This window comes from Nonomuraea sp. NPDC003707 (assembly GCF_053587055.1).
On the sequence record NZ_JBSFNK010000043.1, the window covers coordinates 77,235 to 90,852 of the forward strand.

16 protein-coding genes are annotated in these 13,618 nt (G+C 69.8%); 10 read left to right on the forward strand and 6 right to left on the reverse strand.

Annotation, left to right across the window (positions count from 1 at the left end; all coding sequences use genetic code 11):
• Positions 1 to 87: 87 nt before the first annotated feature.
• The 3 genes from ACWDRB_RS57580 (at position 88) to ACWDRB_RS57590 (ending at position 2,977) form a co-directional block, all read left to right on the forward strand.
• Entirely contained in the window at positions 88 to 906 is an 819-nt protein-coding gene (locus ACWDRB_RS57580) for an MBL fold metallo-hydrolase (RefSeq protein ID WP_449909789.1), read from the forward strand.
• Between the two features lie 257 nt (positions 907 to 1,163).
• The gene (locus ACWDRB_RS57585; protein WP_449909792.1) at positions 1,164 to 1,970 is read left to right on the forward strand and encodes a MerR family transcriptional regulator; all 807 of its coding nucleotides are present in this window, start codon (positions 1,164 to 1,166) and stop codon (positions 1,968 to 1,970) included.
• Entirely contained in the window at positions 1,967 to 2,977 is a 1,011-nt protein-coding gene (locus tag ACWDRB_RS57590; RefSeq protein WP_449909794.1) for a BtrH N-terminal domain-containing protein, read from the forward strand. Before ACWDRB_RS57585 ends, ACWDRB_RS57590 begins: the two co-directional genes overlap by 4 nt.
• Here ACWDRB_RS57590 and ACWDRB_RS57595 read toward each other — a convergent pair.
• Entirely contained in the window at positions 2,969 to 4,390 is a 1,422-nt protein-coding gene (locus tag ACWDRB_RS57595; protein ID WP_449909797.1) for an FAD-dependent oxidoreductase, read from the reverse strand. The two genes, ACWDRB_RS57590 and ACWDRB_RS57595, sit on opposite strands and share 9 nt — an antisense overlap.
• 83 nt (positions 4,391 to 4,473) lie before the next feature.
• On the opposite strand from ACWDRB_RS57595, the gene ACWDRB_RS57600 reads away from it, so the two are divergent.
• Entirely contained in the window at positions 4,474 to 5,097 is a 624-nt protein-coding gene (locus ACWDRB_RS57600) for a TetR family transcriptional regulator (RefSeq protein WP_449909800.1), read from the forward strand.
• Positions 5,098 to 5,129: 32 nt separating this feature from the next.
• On the opposite strand, the gene ACWDRB_RS57605 is transcribed toward ACWDRB_RS57600, so the two are convergent.
• On the reverse strand, positions 5,130 to 5,738 hold the full coding sequence (locus ACWDRB_RS57605) for a TetR/AcrR family transcriptional regulator (protein WP_449909803.1): 609 nt from the start codon (positions 5,736 to 5,738) through the stop codon (positions 5,130 to 5,132).
• A 50-nt stretch (positions 5,739 to 5,788) separates the two neighbouring features.
• On the opposite strand from ACWDRB_RS57605, the gene ACWDRB_RS57610 reads away from it, so the two are divergent.
• The gene (locus ACWDRB_RS57610; protein WP_449909806.1) at positions 5,789 to 7,084 is read left to right on the forward strand and encodes a M14 family zinc carboxypeptidase; all 1,296 of its coding nucleotides are present in this window, start codon (positions 5,789 to 5,791) and stop codon (positions 7,082 to 7,084) included.
• A gap of 14 nt (positions 7,085 to 7,098) precedes the next feature.
• Complete coding sequence (locus ACWDRB_RS57615; protein WP_449909809.1) at positions 7,099 to 7,353, forward strand: maleylpyruvate isomerase N-terminal domain-containing protein; 255 nt, start codon at positions 7,099 to 7,101, stop codon at positions 7,351 to 7,353.
• Between the two features lie 152 nt (positions 7,354 to 7,505).
• Here the strand turns inward: ACWDRB_RS57615 and ACWDRB_RS57620 are convergent, their stop codons facing one another.
• Together ACWDRB_RS57620 and ACWDRB_RS57625 are read right to left on the reverse strand one after the other, a co-directional pair.
• Positions 7,506 to 7,730, reverse strand: coding sequence for a hypothetical protein (locus ACWDRB_RS57620; RefSeq protein ID WP_449909812.1), 225 nt, complete (start codon positions 7,728 to 7,730; stop codon positions 7,506 to 7,508).
• A 155-nt stretch (positions 7,731 to 7,885) separates the two neighbouring features.
• Positions 7,886 to 8,602, reverse strand: coding sequence for a type 1 glutamine amidotransferase domain-containing protein (locus ACWDRB_RS57625; RefSeq protein WP_449909815.1), 717 nt, complete (start codon positions 8,600 to 8,602; stop codon positions 7,886 to 7,888).
• A gap of 236 nt (positions 8,603 to 8,838) precedes the next feature.
• On the opposite strand from ACWDRB_RS57625, the gene ACWDRB_RS57630 reads away from it, so the two are divergent.
• The 4 genes from ACWDRB_RS57630 (at position 8,839) to ACWDRB_RS57645 (ending at position 12,008) form a co-directional block, all read left to right on the forward strand.
• Positions 8,839 to 9,861, forward strand: a complete 1,023-nt coding sequence (locus ACWDRB_RS57630) for an alcohol dehydrogenase catalytic domain-containing protein (protein WP_449909818.1) — start codon at positions 8,839 to 8,841, stop codon at positions 9,859 to 9,861.
• Between the two features lie 168 nt (positions 9,862 to 10,029).
• The gene (locus ACWDRB_RS57635; protein ID WP_449909821.1) at positions 10,030 to 10,260 is read left to right on the forward strand and encodes a hypothetical protein; all 231 of its coding nucleotides are present in this window, start codon (positions 10,030 to 10,032) and stop codon (positions 10,258 to 10,260) included.
• The gene (locus ACWDRB_RS57640; RefSeq protein ID WP_449909835.1) at positions 10,224 to 11,102 is read left to right on the forward strand and encodes an aldehyde dehydrogenase family protein; all 879 of its coding nucleotides are present in this window, start codon (positions 10,224 to 10,226) and stop codon (positions 11,100 to 11,102) included. The genes ACWDRB_RS57635 and ACWDRB_RS57640 overlap by 37 nt, the downstream gene beginning before the upstream one ends.
• A 294-nt stretch (positions 11,103 to 11,396) precedes the next feature.
• The gene (locus ACWDRB_RS57645) at positions 11,397 to 12,008 is read left to right on the forward strand and encodes a CGNR zinc finger domain-containing protein (protein WP_449909824.1); all 612 of its coding nucleotides are present in this window, start codon (positions 11,397 to 11,399) and stop codon (positions 12,006 to 12,008) included.
• Between the two features lie 98 nt (positions 12,009 to 12,106).
• Here the strand turns inward: ACWDRB_RS57645 and ACWDRB_RS57650 are convergent, their stop codons facing one another.
• Together ACWDRB_RS57650 and ACWDRB_RS57655 are read right to left on the reverse strand one after the other, a co-directional pair.
• The gene (locus tag ACWDRB_RS57650; RefSeq protein ID WP_449909827.1) at positions 12,107 to 12,541 is read right to left on the reverse strand and encodes a tyrosine-type recombinase/integrase; all 435 of its coding nucleotides are present in this window, start codon (positions 12,539 to 12,541) and stop codon (positions 12,107 to 12,109) included.
• Complete coding sequence (locus ACWDRB_RS57655; protein ID WP_449909830.1) at positions 12,542 to 13,309, reverse strand: class I SAM-dependent methyltransferase; 768 nt, start codon at positions 13,307 to 13,309, stop codon at positions 12,542 to 12,544.
• Between the last annotated feature and the right edge of the window lie 309 nt (positions 13,310 to 13,618).

Genomic DNA, 13,618 nt, shown 5'->3' on the forward strand with positions numbered 1-13,618 from the left:
GCTGCCCACAGTGTAGGGTAATCTCCTAAAGAAGATTTGTTCTTCTATCGGAGACAAGCGATGTGCGCCCAACACGACGGAGGTTCCATGCGTTTGATCTCGAGTGGCCGGCACCACGCCACGTTCGAATTCGGCGATCTGCAGGTGATCTCGTTGCGAGACGGGTACATCGACATGCCGCCGACACGGCTCCGCGACGAGGAGGGGCGCACGCTCGATGAGCTGCCAGCCGCCGTCCCGCTGGCCGGCGACAACTTGCGGCTGTCGGTCAACGCCTTCTTCGTCACCGACGGCACGCGGTCGGTTCTCATCGACACCGGCGCGTCCAACGCCTGGCACGACCCCACCATGGGATTGATCTACGACGCGCTCGACGAAGCGGGAATCGACCGCGCGCAGATCACCGATGTGGCCATCACCCACAAGCACGAAGACCACGTGAGCGGCCTGATCGCGCCGGACGGTTCAGAGGCGTTCACCAAACTCGAGCGCGTGTGGATCGGTGCGGGCGACACCTCGGTGTTCACGGGGCGGCTCGAGCCGATCCGCGACCGGGTCGTACCCGTGTCGGAGAAGGTCGCGATCAACGACTGGATCACCGCGATCCCGACACCGGGCCACACACCCGGTCACACCGTCTACGACGTCAGGAGCGGCACCGGCCACCTTCTCGCCTGGGGCGACACCGTTCACGTTCCCACGCTCCAATTCGATCAGCCGAACGTGTCCTGGGAGCTCGACGGAAACCAGTCCCAGGCCCGCGCCGCGCGAGCGGCCCTCCTCGAACAACTGACCCAACCACACCACTTCGTAGCCGGCGCCCACCTCGACTCACCCGGCATTGCCCGCGTAACCCCCTCCGGCGACGGTTATGCGCTGGAATACCTCGCACCGCCGATCGGCTGACCGAGCCTGTCGGCTCCGGGCCGCGCTCGCGATGGCGGCCAAGGAGGGCAAGCTCGTCTGGCCCGGCTGGTCGCCCACGAACTCGACCACCTGGACGGCCGCCTCCACACCAGCCGGATGCGCGACGGCCTCCAGCCCATCCCGGTCGAGGAATACCGCGGCATCGGCCAGCCGTCTACCCGCCGTGCGGCCGCCGTCGCGGGTCCAACGGGTACGGCGGTGGACTCTCCCACCGTGGGAGAGTCCACCATGGTGACGTGCAAGGCGAACTTCTCACCATCGGGCGCTTCGCCCGCCTCTGCCGGCTCAGCGTCAAGCAGCTACGGCACTACGACGAGACGGGGCTGTTGGCCCCGGTCCACGTGGACGCCGGCTCCGGCTACCGCTATTACGCGCCTGAGCAGGCACGCGATGCCCTGACCATCGCCCTGCTGCGCGAAATGGATCTTCCCCTGGCCGTGATCGCCCAGGCCCTGGCCGCCGAGCCCGAGTCCAGGGCGCAGATCCTGCGCGCTGAGCGGGACCGGCTGGCCGAACGGATCAGCAGGGACCAGGCGCGGCTGAAGATGCTGGAGCGGCTGGCGGAGGGTGGCCTGCCCGGCTATGAGGTGACGATGGGCAGGGAGCCGGAGCGACGGCTGGCGGTGGCGTGCGCGGTCTGCGCGCCTGCCGAGATCGGGGAGACGTTCGAGGAGTGCGTGAGCCGGCTGCTGCCCGTGCTCGGCAAGGCGGGGATCGCGTGGGAGCCGCCGCTGTGGGCGCTGTACCCGCTGGATCTGGAAGAACGGATGGAGATCGCCGTCGGAGCGCAGACGCCGCAGGGGGAAGAGGCGCCCGGCCTGGAGTTCGTGGTGCTGCCCGGCGGACCCGTGGCCGAGACCGTGCACATCGGGCCCTACACCCAGCTGCCCTTGGCCTACAACGCGCTCTTCGCCGCCATCCACGAGCGCGGGCTGCGTCCGAAGGCGCCCGTACGTGAGGCCTATCTCGTCGGGCCGGCAGAGGCGCCCCAAGAAGAACTGATGACCCGGCTGATCATCCCCATCCAGGAGAGCAAGGCATGACGAAGGTGAAAAACGTCGACACCCGCGGTTCACAGCACTGCGAGACGACGGCCCTGGGGGTGCTGCTGCGGCACCAGGGACTCGATCTGTCCGAGCCCATGCTCTTCGGTCTCGGCTCCGGCCTGTCCTTCATCTACTGGGACAGCAAGAACATGGGCTTCCCCTTCCTCGGGGGCCGGGTCAAGCCTTTCGACCTCACCAGGAACCTGGCCGCCAGGCTCGGACTGGAGCTCGTGGTCCAGGAGACCAGCTCCCCCCGTAAGGGATGGGAGAACGTGGCGGCGCCCATCGACGCCGGCCGCCCCGTCGGACTGCAGCTCGACAGCTACCACCTGGAGTACTTCGGGTCGAAGGTGCACTTCGGCGGTCATGTCGTCGCGATGTACGGCTACGACGACCACGACGCCTACTTGGTGGACACCGACCAGCAAGGCGGAGCGGTATCCACCAGCCTGAGCACACTCGCCCAGGCCAGGGCCGCGCGCGGCCCGATGACCGCCAAGCACCGGTCCTTCACCCTCACCGCCCCGAGGAACCTGCCTTCCCCGCAAGCCCAGATCATTCCCGCCATCACGGCCTGCGCCGACGCCTTCCTCAACCCGCCCATCGCCAACGTGGGGCACCGCGGCATCGACAAGGCCGGCAAGCTGGTACGCACCTGGCTCCAGCGGGCCGACGACCCGCGTCGGGACCTGCCGCAGGCCGCCCTCCTGATGGAGAAGGCCGGCACCGGCGGCGCCCTGTTCCGCAATCTCTACCGCGACTTCCTCGCCGAATGCGTCCACCTGCTCGACAGCAGCCACCTGCGTACCGGCCACGAGCTGTACGCCGAGGCAGCCACCCTGTGGACGGAAGCCGCGGCGCTGATCACCAAGGCCGGCGAATCAGGCGAGGCGCAGTACCTCGTCCAGGCGGGCACCGTCCTGAGCGATCTTTCCCGCGTAGAACGCGAGGCCATGCAGGCGCTGAGCCGCCTGGGGAGTGAGACCCATGCGGCCCTACGTTAGGAGGGACCAGCACGGGTTCCCGACGAGGGCGTCCAGGTCGGGGTCCGTGTCCGCCGCCCAGGCCGCGTAGCCGTCGGGGCGGACCAGAATCGCGGCGGGCAGGCCGTCCACCGGCCGGCCGCGCGTGGCACCGAGGTCGGGCGGGAGGATGCCGGCCAGGTCGAGCAGGACGGGCCGACCGGCCAGGAACAGCGACGGATCCAGGCCGGCGACCCGGTGACCGACCAGCGGGTGGTCGCCGGGCAGGTCGTAGGAGTGCGACAGCCCCGACATCAGGCCCGCCAGGTGTCTGTTGGCCTCGGGCAGGCGCATCAGGTCGGTGAAGACCTTGCGCAGCTCGATGACGTCCGCGCCGGGCCGGGGAGTGGCGAAGACTCGCTGCGCCTGGGTGATGTGCAGGACCCAGGCCCCGGCCGGGTGCCGCTCGGCGTGGTAGCTGTCCAAGAGGTCCGTCGAGGCCCGGCCCCGCAGTACGGCGGCCAGCTTCCAGCCCAGGTTGAAGGCGTCCTGAACGCCCAGGTTCAGGCCCTGCCCGCCGAAGGGCGGGTGGATGTGCGCGGCGTCGCCGGCGAAGAACACGTTGCCCACCCGGTAACTGTCGATCTGCCGGGTGGCGTCGCTGAACCGTGAGGCGTTGTCCACGGCGGCCAGCACGGTCTGCTCGCCGTACACGACGCGCAGCAGTTCGGCGATCTCCTCGAACGTGACCGGCTTGTCCTTGGCCGGCTCCTCCTCGCCCGCCGCCCCGCCGGTGAACCGGTAGCGGCCGCCGCCCAGCGGCACCAGCATCACCCAGTGGTCGTCGACCTCGCGCGTGAGCGTGCTGATGTGCCCGATCGTCTTCGGCACGAGGTCGGACACCGACGACAGCCGCACGTCGGCCAGCACCGCCGTGTACGTTCCCGGCCTGCCGGGGAACGGCACGCCGAGCAGCTTCCTGACCGTACTGTGCCCGCCGTCGCAGGCCACCAGGTAGCGGGCCTCGAGCCGCCGGTCACCGGCCGTCACGACCACGCCGTCGTCCGGCTGCTCCACCGCCGTCACCGCGCTCTCGCGCAGCACCTTGACCCCCAGCGTCGTGGCGCGCTCCTCCAGCACCGCCTCGATCTCCCCCTGCGGGATCGAGAGCGGGTACGGGTGCGCGGTGCCCCACGCCGTGCAGTCGAGCGGCACGGGCAGCATCGCGAAGTGCCCGCCCCCCGGCTCGCGTGAAAGCGCCCTGGCCTGCATCGGCTCCAGCAGGCCGCGCAGCTCGAGCAGCTCCTGTGTGCGCGGCTGGATCGCGCCGCCCTTGGTCTGCTCGATCCGGTACGGCAGGCGCTCCACCACCAGGACGTCCACGCCGGCCAGAGCCAGCTCGCAGGCCAGGGCCAGCCCGGTGGGTCCGGCGCCCGCCACGATCACTTCGGTCATCGTTCCTCCCGATATCTCGACCGGGTGCAAATATATACCCGACGCGATAAACGTACGAGTGCAGATTTTGATACCGTGGAGACATGACAGGGCTGCGCGAACGCAAACGGGCACGGACCCATGCCGCCATCTCGGAAGCCGCCATCTCGCTCTTCCTTGAGCGCGGGTTCGACCAGGTGTCGGTGGCGGAGGTGGCGGAGGCCGCCGAAGTGTCGAAGCGGACCCTGTTCGCCTACTTCCCCGCCAAGGAGGAGCTCGTCGTCCACCGCTTCGCCGACCACGAGACCGAGGCGGCCCGCGTGGTGCGCGCCCGCCCGCCGGGGGTCGGGCCGCTGGTCGCCCTCCGCGACCATTTCCTGGACGGTCTGCGCGACCGCGACCCGATCACCGGCCTCAACGACGTCCCGGAGATCCTCGCGCTCATCCGCATGATCTCGGATACTCCGGCGCTACGGGCGAGGGCGACCCGCTTTCAGGAGGGTTCGGAACGGGCGCTCGCGGAGGCGCTTCAGGACGTTGACGCCGTTCCCGCCCTGACCGCGCGCGTGGCGGCCACCCAGGTGGTGGGTGTGCACTGGCTGTTGTCGATGGACAACTCCGGGGCGCTGGCCGGCGGCCAGTCCGCCGACGAGCGCTATCCGCAGGCGGTCGCCGACGCCGAGCACGCCTTCACGTTGCTGTCCGAGGGCCTGGCCGGGCACGTATAGCAGGCCGACCGCTGCGTGTGCTTGTGGGCAGGTCAGGCCGGTCCGAGCACGTCAGGCGCGACCAGGGCGTGAGCGGCGGCGGCGAAGTACTGCTCGGGTGCCGCGTGCGTCAGGCCCAGGATGACGCCCTGGCTGAGGCCGACCATGAGGGCGCGCAGCGCCGTGGCCAGGCGTTGCGCCTGCCGCGGCGTCAGCGCGTTCCCGTCGTGGATCCTTCCGGACAGCAGCGCCGTCAGTCGCTCCTCGTGCGCCCGTACGGAGGCGGCGAGCCTGGGCTGGAGCTCGGGGTCGCGCAGGGCCAGGTCCTGCAGGCTGATCTCGAACGACAGCTGGCGCAGCGCGTCGGGGTCGTCGCACAGGCTCCGGTAGTGACGGGCGAAGACCTCCACCGCCTCGATGAGGCCCATGCCGGCGGGGACGGCCTGCTCGATGCCGTCGTAGTGCGGCGCGAGGCAGTCGGTGACCAGGGCGACGAGCAGTCCGTTCTTGCTGCCGAACAACGAGTAGACGGCGCCGGTGGTCAGCCCCGCCTGCTCGGCGATCTCCTCCAGCTTGGCCCGGTGGCCGTCGCGGGCGACGACCAGCCGCGCGGCCTCCAGCAGGGCCCGCCGGTTGTGCTCCTTGGCCTCGGCCCTTGTCATTCTCATAATCCTATTATTACCGTAATCTCGTTATGAATGTTGCTGAGTACATGAGACACGTCCCCGGCTGCGCCGCGTACCCGACCGTCGACGCGCTCCAGACCGAGCTGGACAAGCTGACCGCCGCCCACCCCGACCAGATACGGTCGCGCCGCATCGGCGCCTCGCGGCTGGGCGACCCGCTGCACACCGTGACGGTCGGCGACGGCCCGGCGGACGCGGTGGTCATCGCCGGACCGCATCCCAACGAGCCGGTCGGCGCCCTGACCGCCCTCACGCTGGTCGAGCTGCTCTGCCGTGACCAGCGGCTGCGGACGGAGCTGGGCTTTCGCTGGCACGTCGTCGCGTGCGCGGATCCGGACGGAGCCAGGCTGAACGAGGGCTGGTACGGCAGGCCCGGCGACCGCCGCGCCTACGCGGAGCACTTCTACCGTCCCGGTCTGGCCGACCAGGTCGAGTGGACCTTCCCGCTGGCCGGTGCGGACTACTCCTTCGACCGTCCGCTGCCGGAGACGGCCGCGCTGATGCGCCTCATGGACGAGGTACGCCCGTCGCTGGTCTGCTCGCTGCACAACGGCGAGTACCAGGGCGCGTTCTTCTACCTCAACCGCCGCGATGCGACGCTGGCCGAACGGCTGGCCGCCCTGCCCGGCCTGGAAGGCATCGGACTGCACCACGGAGAGCCGGAGCTGCCCGGCGCCGAACCGATCGTTCCCGCCGTCTACCTGACCCCGCCCGGCTCGCAGGCGGGCCAGGCTTTCGGCGCGGGCGGCAGCAGCGCCGACTACGCGGCCGCTTTCGGCGCACTCCACCTGGTCACGGAGGTGCCGACCTGGGCCGACGAACGCGTGGCCGACCAGAGCCCCAGCGGCCGCCCGTACCGGGAGATCCTGGCCGGGGGAGCGGTGGCCCGGCGCGAGGTGATCGACACGATGCGGGCGGGCATGCGGGCCGTCGCCGGCGACCTGATCGTGCGCTCGCCGTTCCGCCGCTCGACCGAGAGCACGCTGGCGACCTTCCGCAAACTCGGCGAACTCGAAGAGACCGTGCCCGATCAGGACCGCACGGCCACGGTCGCCGAGGAGTTCGGCAACCGCCAGGCGCTGCACCTGATGCGGCTGCGCCTGCTCGGGACATTCCTGCGCGCGCTCGACGCGGAGATCGCCGCGGGCAACCTGACGCCGGCCATCCGCGAGCAGCGCCGCCTGCTCGGCGAGCGCTTCGAGACGTGGTACGGCCAGGCCGAGGCCGACCCTCCCGGCCCGCCGATCGAGCTGCGCAAACTGGTCGCCGTCCAGCTGGGCGCCCTCCTGACCGCCGCCGCGCACACGGCACCGAACCGTTGAGGAAGAGCACCACCATGGATATCAAGACCGCGATCTCCTCCGAACGCCGGGAACTGGCGCAGCTGCTGCAGGACCTGCCGCCCGCCAGGTGGGACGAGCCGACTTTGTGCGCCGGATGGCGCGTGCGCGAGGTCGCCGCACATATGTCGCTGGGATTCCGTCACCCGCTGACCGGCGCCGCGCAGGACCTCCTCCTGGTCGCATACGGCCGCAAGCTGCCACCCGGACATCTCCACGGGCAGGCGAGCGACCGGTACGTCGCCGCCTGAGCGAACAAGCACGGCGGCGAGGGTGGGTGCACGCCTACCGCGGCCCGTCCTCCTCGGGGCGGTTCGAGGCGGTGACCAGCCAGGCGATCACCCGGGACGACTCCGGCCGGTTCCTGTACGGGGGACCGGGACTCTACTCGCGAGTATTGGCACTAAGCCGTGACAGTACGTACCGATTCGACGTAGCCGCCGTGGGCGCGGCAGCCGCGCAGGGGCTCCAGGAGCGGCGAGGCGTGTCCGTCGCGGTGATCGAGGACCATTTGCAGGCAGGCAATGCCGCAGCAGTACCGGGTACTCGGCCTGGGTGTGTGCCAGCGCGGGTCATCGGCGGGATCGGCGCCGTCGTAGACGATGGCGCCGATCCGCTTTGGACTCATGCACCGGGTGAACAAGGCGACACCGTCATGCAGTGCCTGCAGGCTCCACTCCCATCCTCGCGCCACAGCCCGCGGACTCTCCGCAGGTGTTTGCCAGGCGGGGGCGCCGAGTACGCGCTCGGGGGGTGGGCGCATACCCGGCCGGTCAGGGGTGGTCAGGCCGTCCGGGCCGTCAGCAACTGGACGACAGCTTCGGCCGAGGGCTGGGCCGAGGCCGGGTTCTGGCCGGTGACGAGGTTGCCGTCGACGACGACCCGGGGGGCGAAGGCAGGTCCGCCGTCGAAGAGCGCGCCGGCCTCGCGCAGCCGGCTCTCCAGCAGCCAGGGCGCCTTGTCGCCGAAGCCGAGGGCCGTCTCCTCCTCGTCGGTGAAGCCGGTGAGCCTACGGCCGGCGAAGATCCAGCTGCCGTCGACCTTCTTGGCCGGCAAGAGCGCGCCGACGCCGTGGCAGACGGCAGCGACGACCTTGTGCGGGTTCGGGGTCAGCGCAGCGTATATCGCGCCGATGGTGGGGTTGTCGGCGAGGTCCTCCATGGGGCCGTGGCCGCCGGAGACGTAGACCGCGTCGAAGCCGTCGGGGCCCACGTCCTCCAGCCGGGCGGGGGAGACGAGAGTGTCGGCGAGGCCGGCGAGGTAGTCGCGCTGGTTCTGGATCGCGGACTCGTCGTTGTTGTTCATCGGCAGCGACAAGCTGGCCTCGTCAACCGTGGGGGCCGCGCCCCCGGGCGTCGCGATGGTGATGTCGTAGCCGGCCTGGGTGAACACCTGGTGCGGGTGGATGAACTCGCTGGCCCAGAACCCGGTGGGGTGGGCGCTGCCGTCCTGGAGGGTCCACTTGGATGCGGCCGACACGACCAGCAGGACTGATGTCATGGTGATCCTCTTTCTTGAGATCCGAAAGCCCGGCGTTATGTTCTAACCGTAGACACAGATAACGCCAATCGGCAAGCGCACCCGCAACACGTGGCTTCTATGCAGTCAAAACTCCATCGTGTGCCCCACGCACACTCATGGATGTTAGTTGCTAACCTGATACTGTCATAACGAGATCGCTGCAGTGCTTCCGTGCAGCGCGGCGCCGTCGGCGCCTGTCCGTCATGAGGAGAGCCATGTCCAGCACCATCCGCGCGGTACGGATTCCCGAGATCAACGGCCCACTCGGCCTCACTGACCTGACCAGACCCGAACCTGGGGCTGGTCAGGTGCGAATCACCGTGGAGGCCTGCGGGATCTGCCACACCGACCACAACATCGCCCGCGGTGACTTCGGCGACGGGCCGTTCCCGCTGACTCCCGGCCACGAGATCGCGGGCCGCATCGACGCCGTCGGCGCGGGCGTTGACGGCTGGGACCGCGGCGACCGCGTCGCCGTGGGTTGGTTCGGCGGCAACTGCGGTCACTGCCTCGCCTGCCGGGAGGGGGACCAGATCAACTGCGTCAACGGGCAGGTCCCGGGTGTCTCCTACCAGGGCGGCTACGCCGAAGCCCTGGTCGTCCCGGTCAGCGCTCTGGCGCGCATCCCCGACGGGCTGTCCGCCGTCGACGCCGCGCCGATGGGCTGCGCGGGCGTGACGGTCTTCAACGCTTTGCGCCGTACCTCCGCCCGGCCCGGGGACCTGGTCGCCATCCTCGGCCTTGGCGGCCTCGGGCACCTGGCCGTGCAGTTCGCCCACAAGATGGGCTTCAACACCGCCGTGATCGCCCGCGGCCCCGGCAAGGAGTCCCTGGCCAAGGAACTCGGCGCAGACCACTACGTCGACAGCACCACGCAGAACGTCGCGGAGGCCCTGCAGGCCCTCGGCGGCGCGAAGGTCGTGCTGGCCACCATCACCGAGCCCTCGGCCATGAGCCCTGCCATCGACGGACTGCGGGCACGCGGCGAGTTCGTCGTCGTTGGCGCGTCTCCGGAGAAGCTCGAAGTCAGCCCGTACCAGCTCATCTCAGGCCAAAAGACGCTCCGGGGCCACGCATCGGGCACCTCCCGGGAGGTCGAGGAGACCTTGCGCTTCGCCGCGCAGTCCGGCGTCCGCGCGATGGTCGAACTCGCACCGCTGGATGACGCCCCGCAGGCCTTCAGCAAGATGCTGGCCGGAGACGCCCGCTTCCGGATGGTCCTCACCACCGGCCTGTAACCGAGCCTGACGGCCGGACGACCACACAGAGGCCCACACCGCCCAACGCCGCCCCGCGCGGCCGCCCGCGGCGCACCCGCCGCGTCGCCACCCAGAGCAACGTGACTTGCACGGGCGTCCGGCGCCGCGGCGGCGGACGCCAGCCCCACCATCACCTGGGAGCCAACGATGAACCTGCCCGAAGCCGCACCGACCCGGATGCTGCTGGACGGACAGTGGACCGGCGGCGCCGGCACCTTCCCCGTCCTCAACCCCTCAACCGGCGAACCGATCACCCACGTGCCGCGCGCCTCCACCGATGACATCGCCCCGCCGAGTTCTTCCGCTGGTTCTCCGAGGAAGCCGTCCGCATCGGCGGCGAACTGCGCCGGACCCCGTCCGGCACCAATCGCATCCTGACCTTCCGCAAGCCGATCGGCGTCGCCCTCCTCCTCACGCCGTGGAACTTCCCCGCCGCCATGGCCACCCGCAAGATCGCCCCGGCTCTCGCCGCCGGGTGCTCGGTGGTACTCAAGCCGGCCTCCGACACCCCGCTGACGGCGCTGCTGATCGCCAAGCTGCTGCAGGACGCCGGGGCCCCGCCCGGCGTGGTGAACGTCCTGACGACGGACAAGGCCGGCGAATTCGTCACCACAGCCCTGAGCGACACCCGCGTGCGCAAACTGTCGTTCACGGGCTCCACCGGGGTCGGCCGGACCCTGCTCAAGCAGGCCGCCGACCATGTCCTGAACTCCTCCATGGAACTCGGCGGCAACGGGCCCTTCATCGTCCTGGAGGACGCGGACCTGGATGCCGCCGTGGAGGGCGCGATGCTCGCCAAGACCCGCAACGGAGGCCAGGCCTGCACTGCGGCGAACCGCTTCCTCGTACACCAGAGCGTGGCCGACGAGTTCGCCCGACGACTCGCCGCGCGCATGGGCGCCCTGCGGATCGGGCCCGGCACCGACCCGGCCACCGAACTCGGTCCGATGATCAACGCGCGAGCCGTGGACGGGATCGCGGACAAGGTCGACCGGTCCGTGGCCGTGGGCGCCCGAGCCGTCATCGGTGCAGCACGCCTCGACCGCAGCGGCTTCTTCTACCCGGCGACGGTCCTCACCGACGTCCCCCGGGACTCCGCCGTGGCAACCGAGGAGATCTTCGGCCCCGTCGCACCGATCATCCCCGTCACGGACGACGAGGACGCCGTCCGACGCCTACCTGGAAACCACCTGCGTGGCGACCGACTGGTAGTTGTCTAAAGCAACAACCTTGGGCACCACCTCAGCAACCACTTCGGGCACCACCTCAGCAACCACTTCGGGCACCACTCGACAGCCGCCGACAGCAGCAGCGCGAGGCCCGTGCCGGCCTCTTCCCGCTGGCCAGCCGCGGGCCCTCCCGGGCGCCCGTGGCATGTCATGCCCATGGGGTTAGTGCTTAGCTGCTAACGATTTCCCGAGACTGGGGGAATTCGTTATATGTGATCTCTGTTCACTCATCGCAGGCAGATCAGAGCTGAAGTAAGCTCTACGGCAGCAGGAGGTGTATGGGCAGTGCAGGAGACAACGGCAACCCGCGGCCCTTTGACTGCGCCAAACGCCGCCGGCTTGGTGCTGGGGTTCGTCAACACACGCGCGACAGGCAATGGGGATCCCGAGCGGCTGGGCGACGCCCACGCCCTGCGAGCCTGGGCCGAAGAGGCCGTCATCGACCTGGGCGACTGGGTGCTCTCCGACGCAGACGCGGCATCCGCACGCGACCTTCGACAGGCGCTCGTCACCATCCTGCTCGCCCATGTCGACGTGCAGGAACCCGGGGGGGCGCTGCCCGAGGCGGAACAGCGCCTTCGCCAGGCGGCGGCACTACACCCTCTCCAGCCGGTGATCACCGCTGATGGGTGCGAGTTCATCTCCGCACAGCAGGGCGTACCAGGGATGTTCGGGACGATCTTCGCTGCGATCGCTGACATCGCCCAGCGGAACATGTGGTCACGCATGAAGATGTGCCGCAACCTCCCCTGCCACGTCGGCTTCTTCGACAAGACGCGCAACTCCTCAGGCCTGTACTGCAGCCCCAGCTGCAGCAGCCAGGTGACCATGCGCGCATACCGCGAACGACAGAAGGCAGGCCAAGGAACCCCGAACACGAGCACGGTGAAGCATTGATGAGGAACGTCTCGTCAGCGTGACCTGCTCATCCGCTCAGCCCGGCGACTCTTGGATCTGACGTTCCGCACATGGCGCTCATGATCGCGCAGCACAGTTCACCGACCACATCCTGGGGGCCAGACCAAGTACAGCCGAAAGGGGGCAGTGTCCCGCCCCATCTGGGAAAAGTCGCTGATCAGTGGGTACGGCGGCGGGGTGCCAGGACTTCGGTGACCTTGGCTGATGGCTTCGGCGCCGGGTTTGACGTAGCGCATGGCGGTGCGGGGGTTCTTGTGGCGGGTCTTGCCCATGATGAGCTGCAGCGGGACTTCGGCTTCGCCGAGGTGGGTGGCGGCGGAGTGGCGCAATTGGTGCAGATCGAGGCCGGCGTATTTGTCGAGCAGGACGCGGGCGCGGTCGTTATCTGGGGTCGTCAAGCGAACTAGCTGGTCAGTCGCTTGAAGGTCGTCAAGGCACGTCAGGCAAGTAGGCCTGACCGCACGCCAGCAGGCACGCTGACGGGCGGGGGCATCCGCCGTCTGCGGGAGCATTCAGCAGCGTAGGCGGGCGATGTAGCCGGGGCCTGCAGGGTCGCGCTCCAGGGCCTCCAAAATCCACGCCGACTCGGCGACGGCGGCCGCGAGTTCGTTCGGCGTCGCGAGCCAGTAATCGAACCACGGCGTCGTCGTCGCGCCGTCCCGCACCCGGACACGCAACTGCCCGCGGGCCCGTCCGCGGCGGAGGTTCCAGGCGTGATAGTCGGCATGGCCGGCGCCGCCGTCGCCGGGGTCCATGCCCGACCCGATCAGCTGTGCGCCAGGGCGGGCCACCGCGGCAAGCGCCGCCAGGACCTCGAGCGCCTGCGCCGGGCCGCCCAGCAGGCCAAGGTTGTTGCCAAAGAGGGCGATAGTGTCGAACTCTCCGAGCCCCTCGGGCAGAGACGGCACCAAGCCGATGACCGCCTCAACCCCCCGCTCGCGCGAGACGCGCACCGCCTCGGGCGACGGCTCCAACCCCACCACCTCCTGGCCGAGGGCCAACCACGGGACGGCGTGCCGCCCGCCACCGCACCCCACGTCCAAGATCCGGCCAGCGGCCTGCTCCCAGCCCCAGCGCTCCAGGTCCGACCAATGCTCAGGCTCGGCGAAGTACCGCGACGCGTCGTTGGCGGCGATCAAGCCGTCGTCGCGCTCGATCACCTCCACCGCCGACCACGGCGCGGCGCCGGCGTCCCAGCAGCGGGCCAGAATGCGGCCGAAGGCGTCGTCGATGCGGGGCTGACGCGGGTACGGGTTCAAAGCCGCCGGGTCTGTGTCCATGGGCGCAAGGATGTCACCCGACCGCCGGGGCGCACAGGTGAATAACCGGCGGACGCCTGCGCCGCCTAGGGGTGCCGTTAACCAACGTGACACAGGCCGCCAAATAGGGCCTGAGCTGCGGAATCAGCTTCCTGCTTCCAGTTCGGCCCGCGCCGTCGGCTGTTCGACGGCAGGGCGGCCAGCCCCTCGTGCGTGCCTTCCCGATGAGTTCGCCCCCCGACGCTGCCCGGCGGAATCGGCCGGGAATTATCGACCGGAGGTGTCGTATCCGGGCCGCGTCGTTCGTAGCCAGGGTGAGCGGCCGCCCAC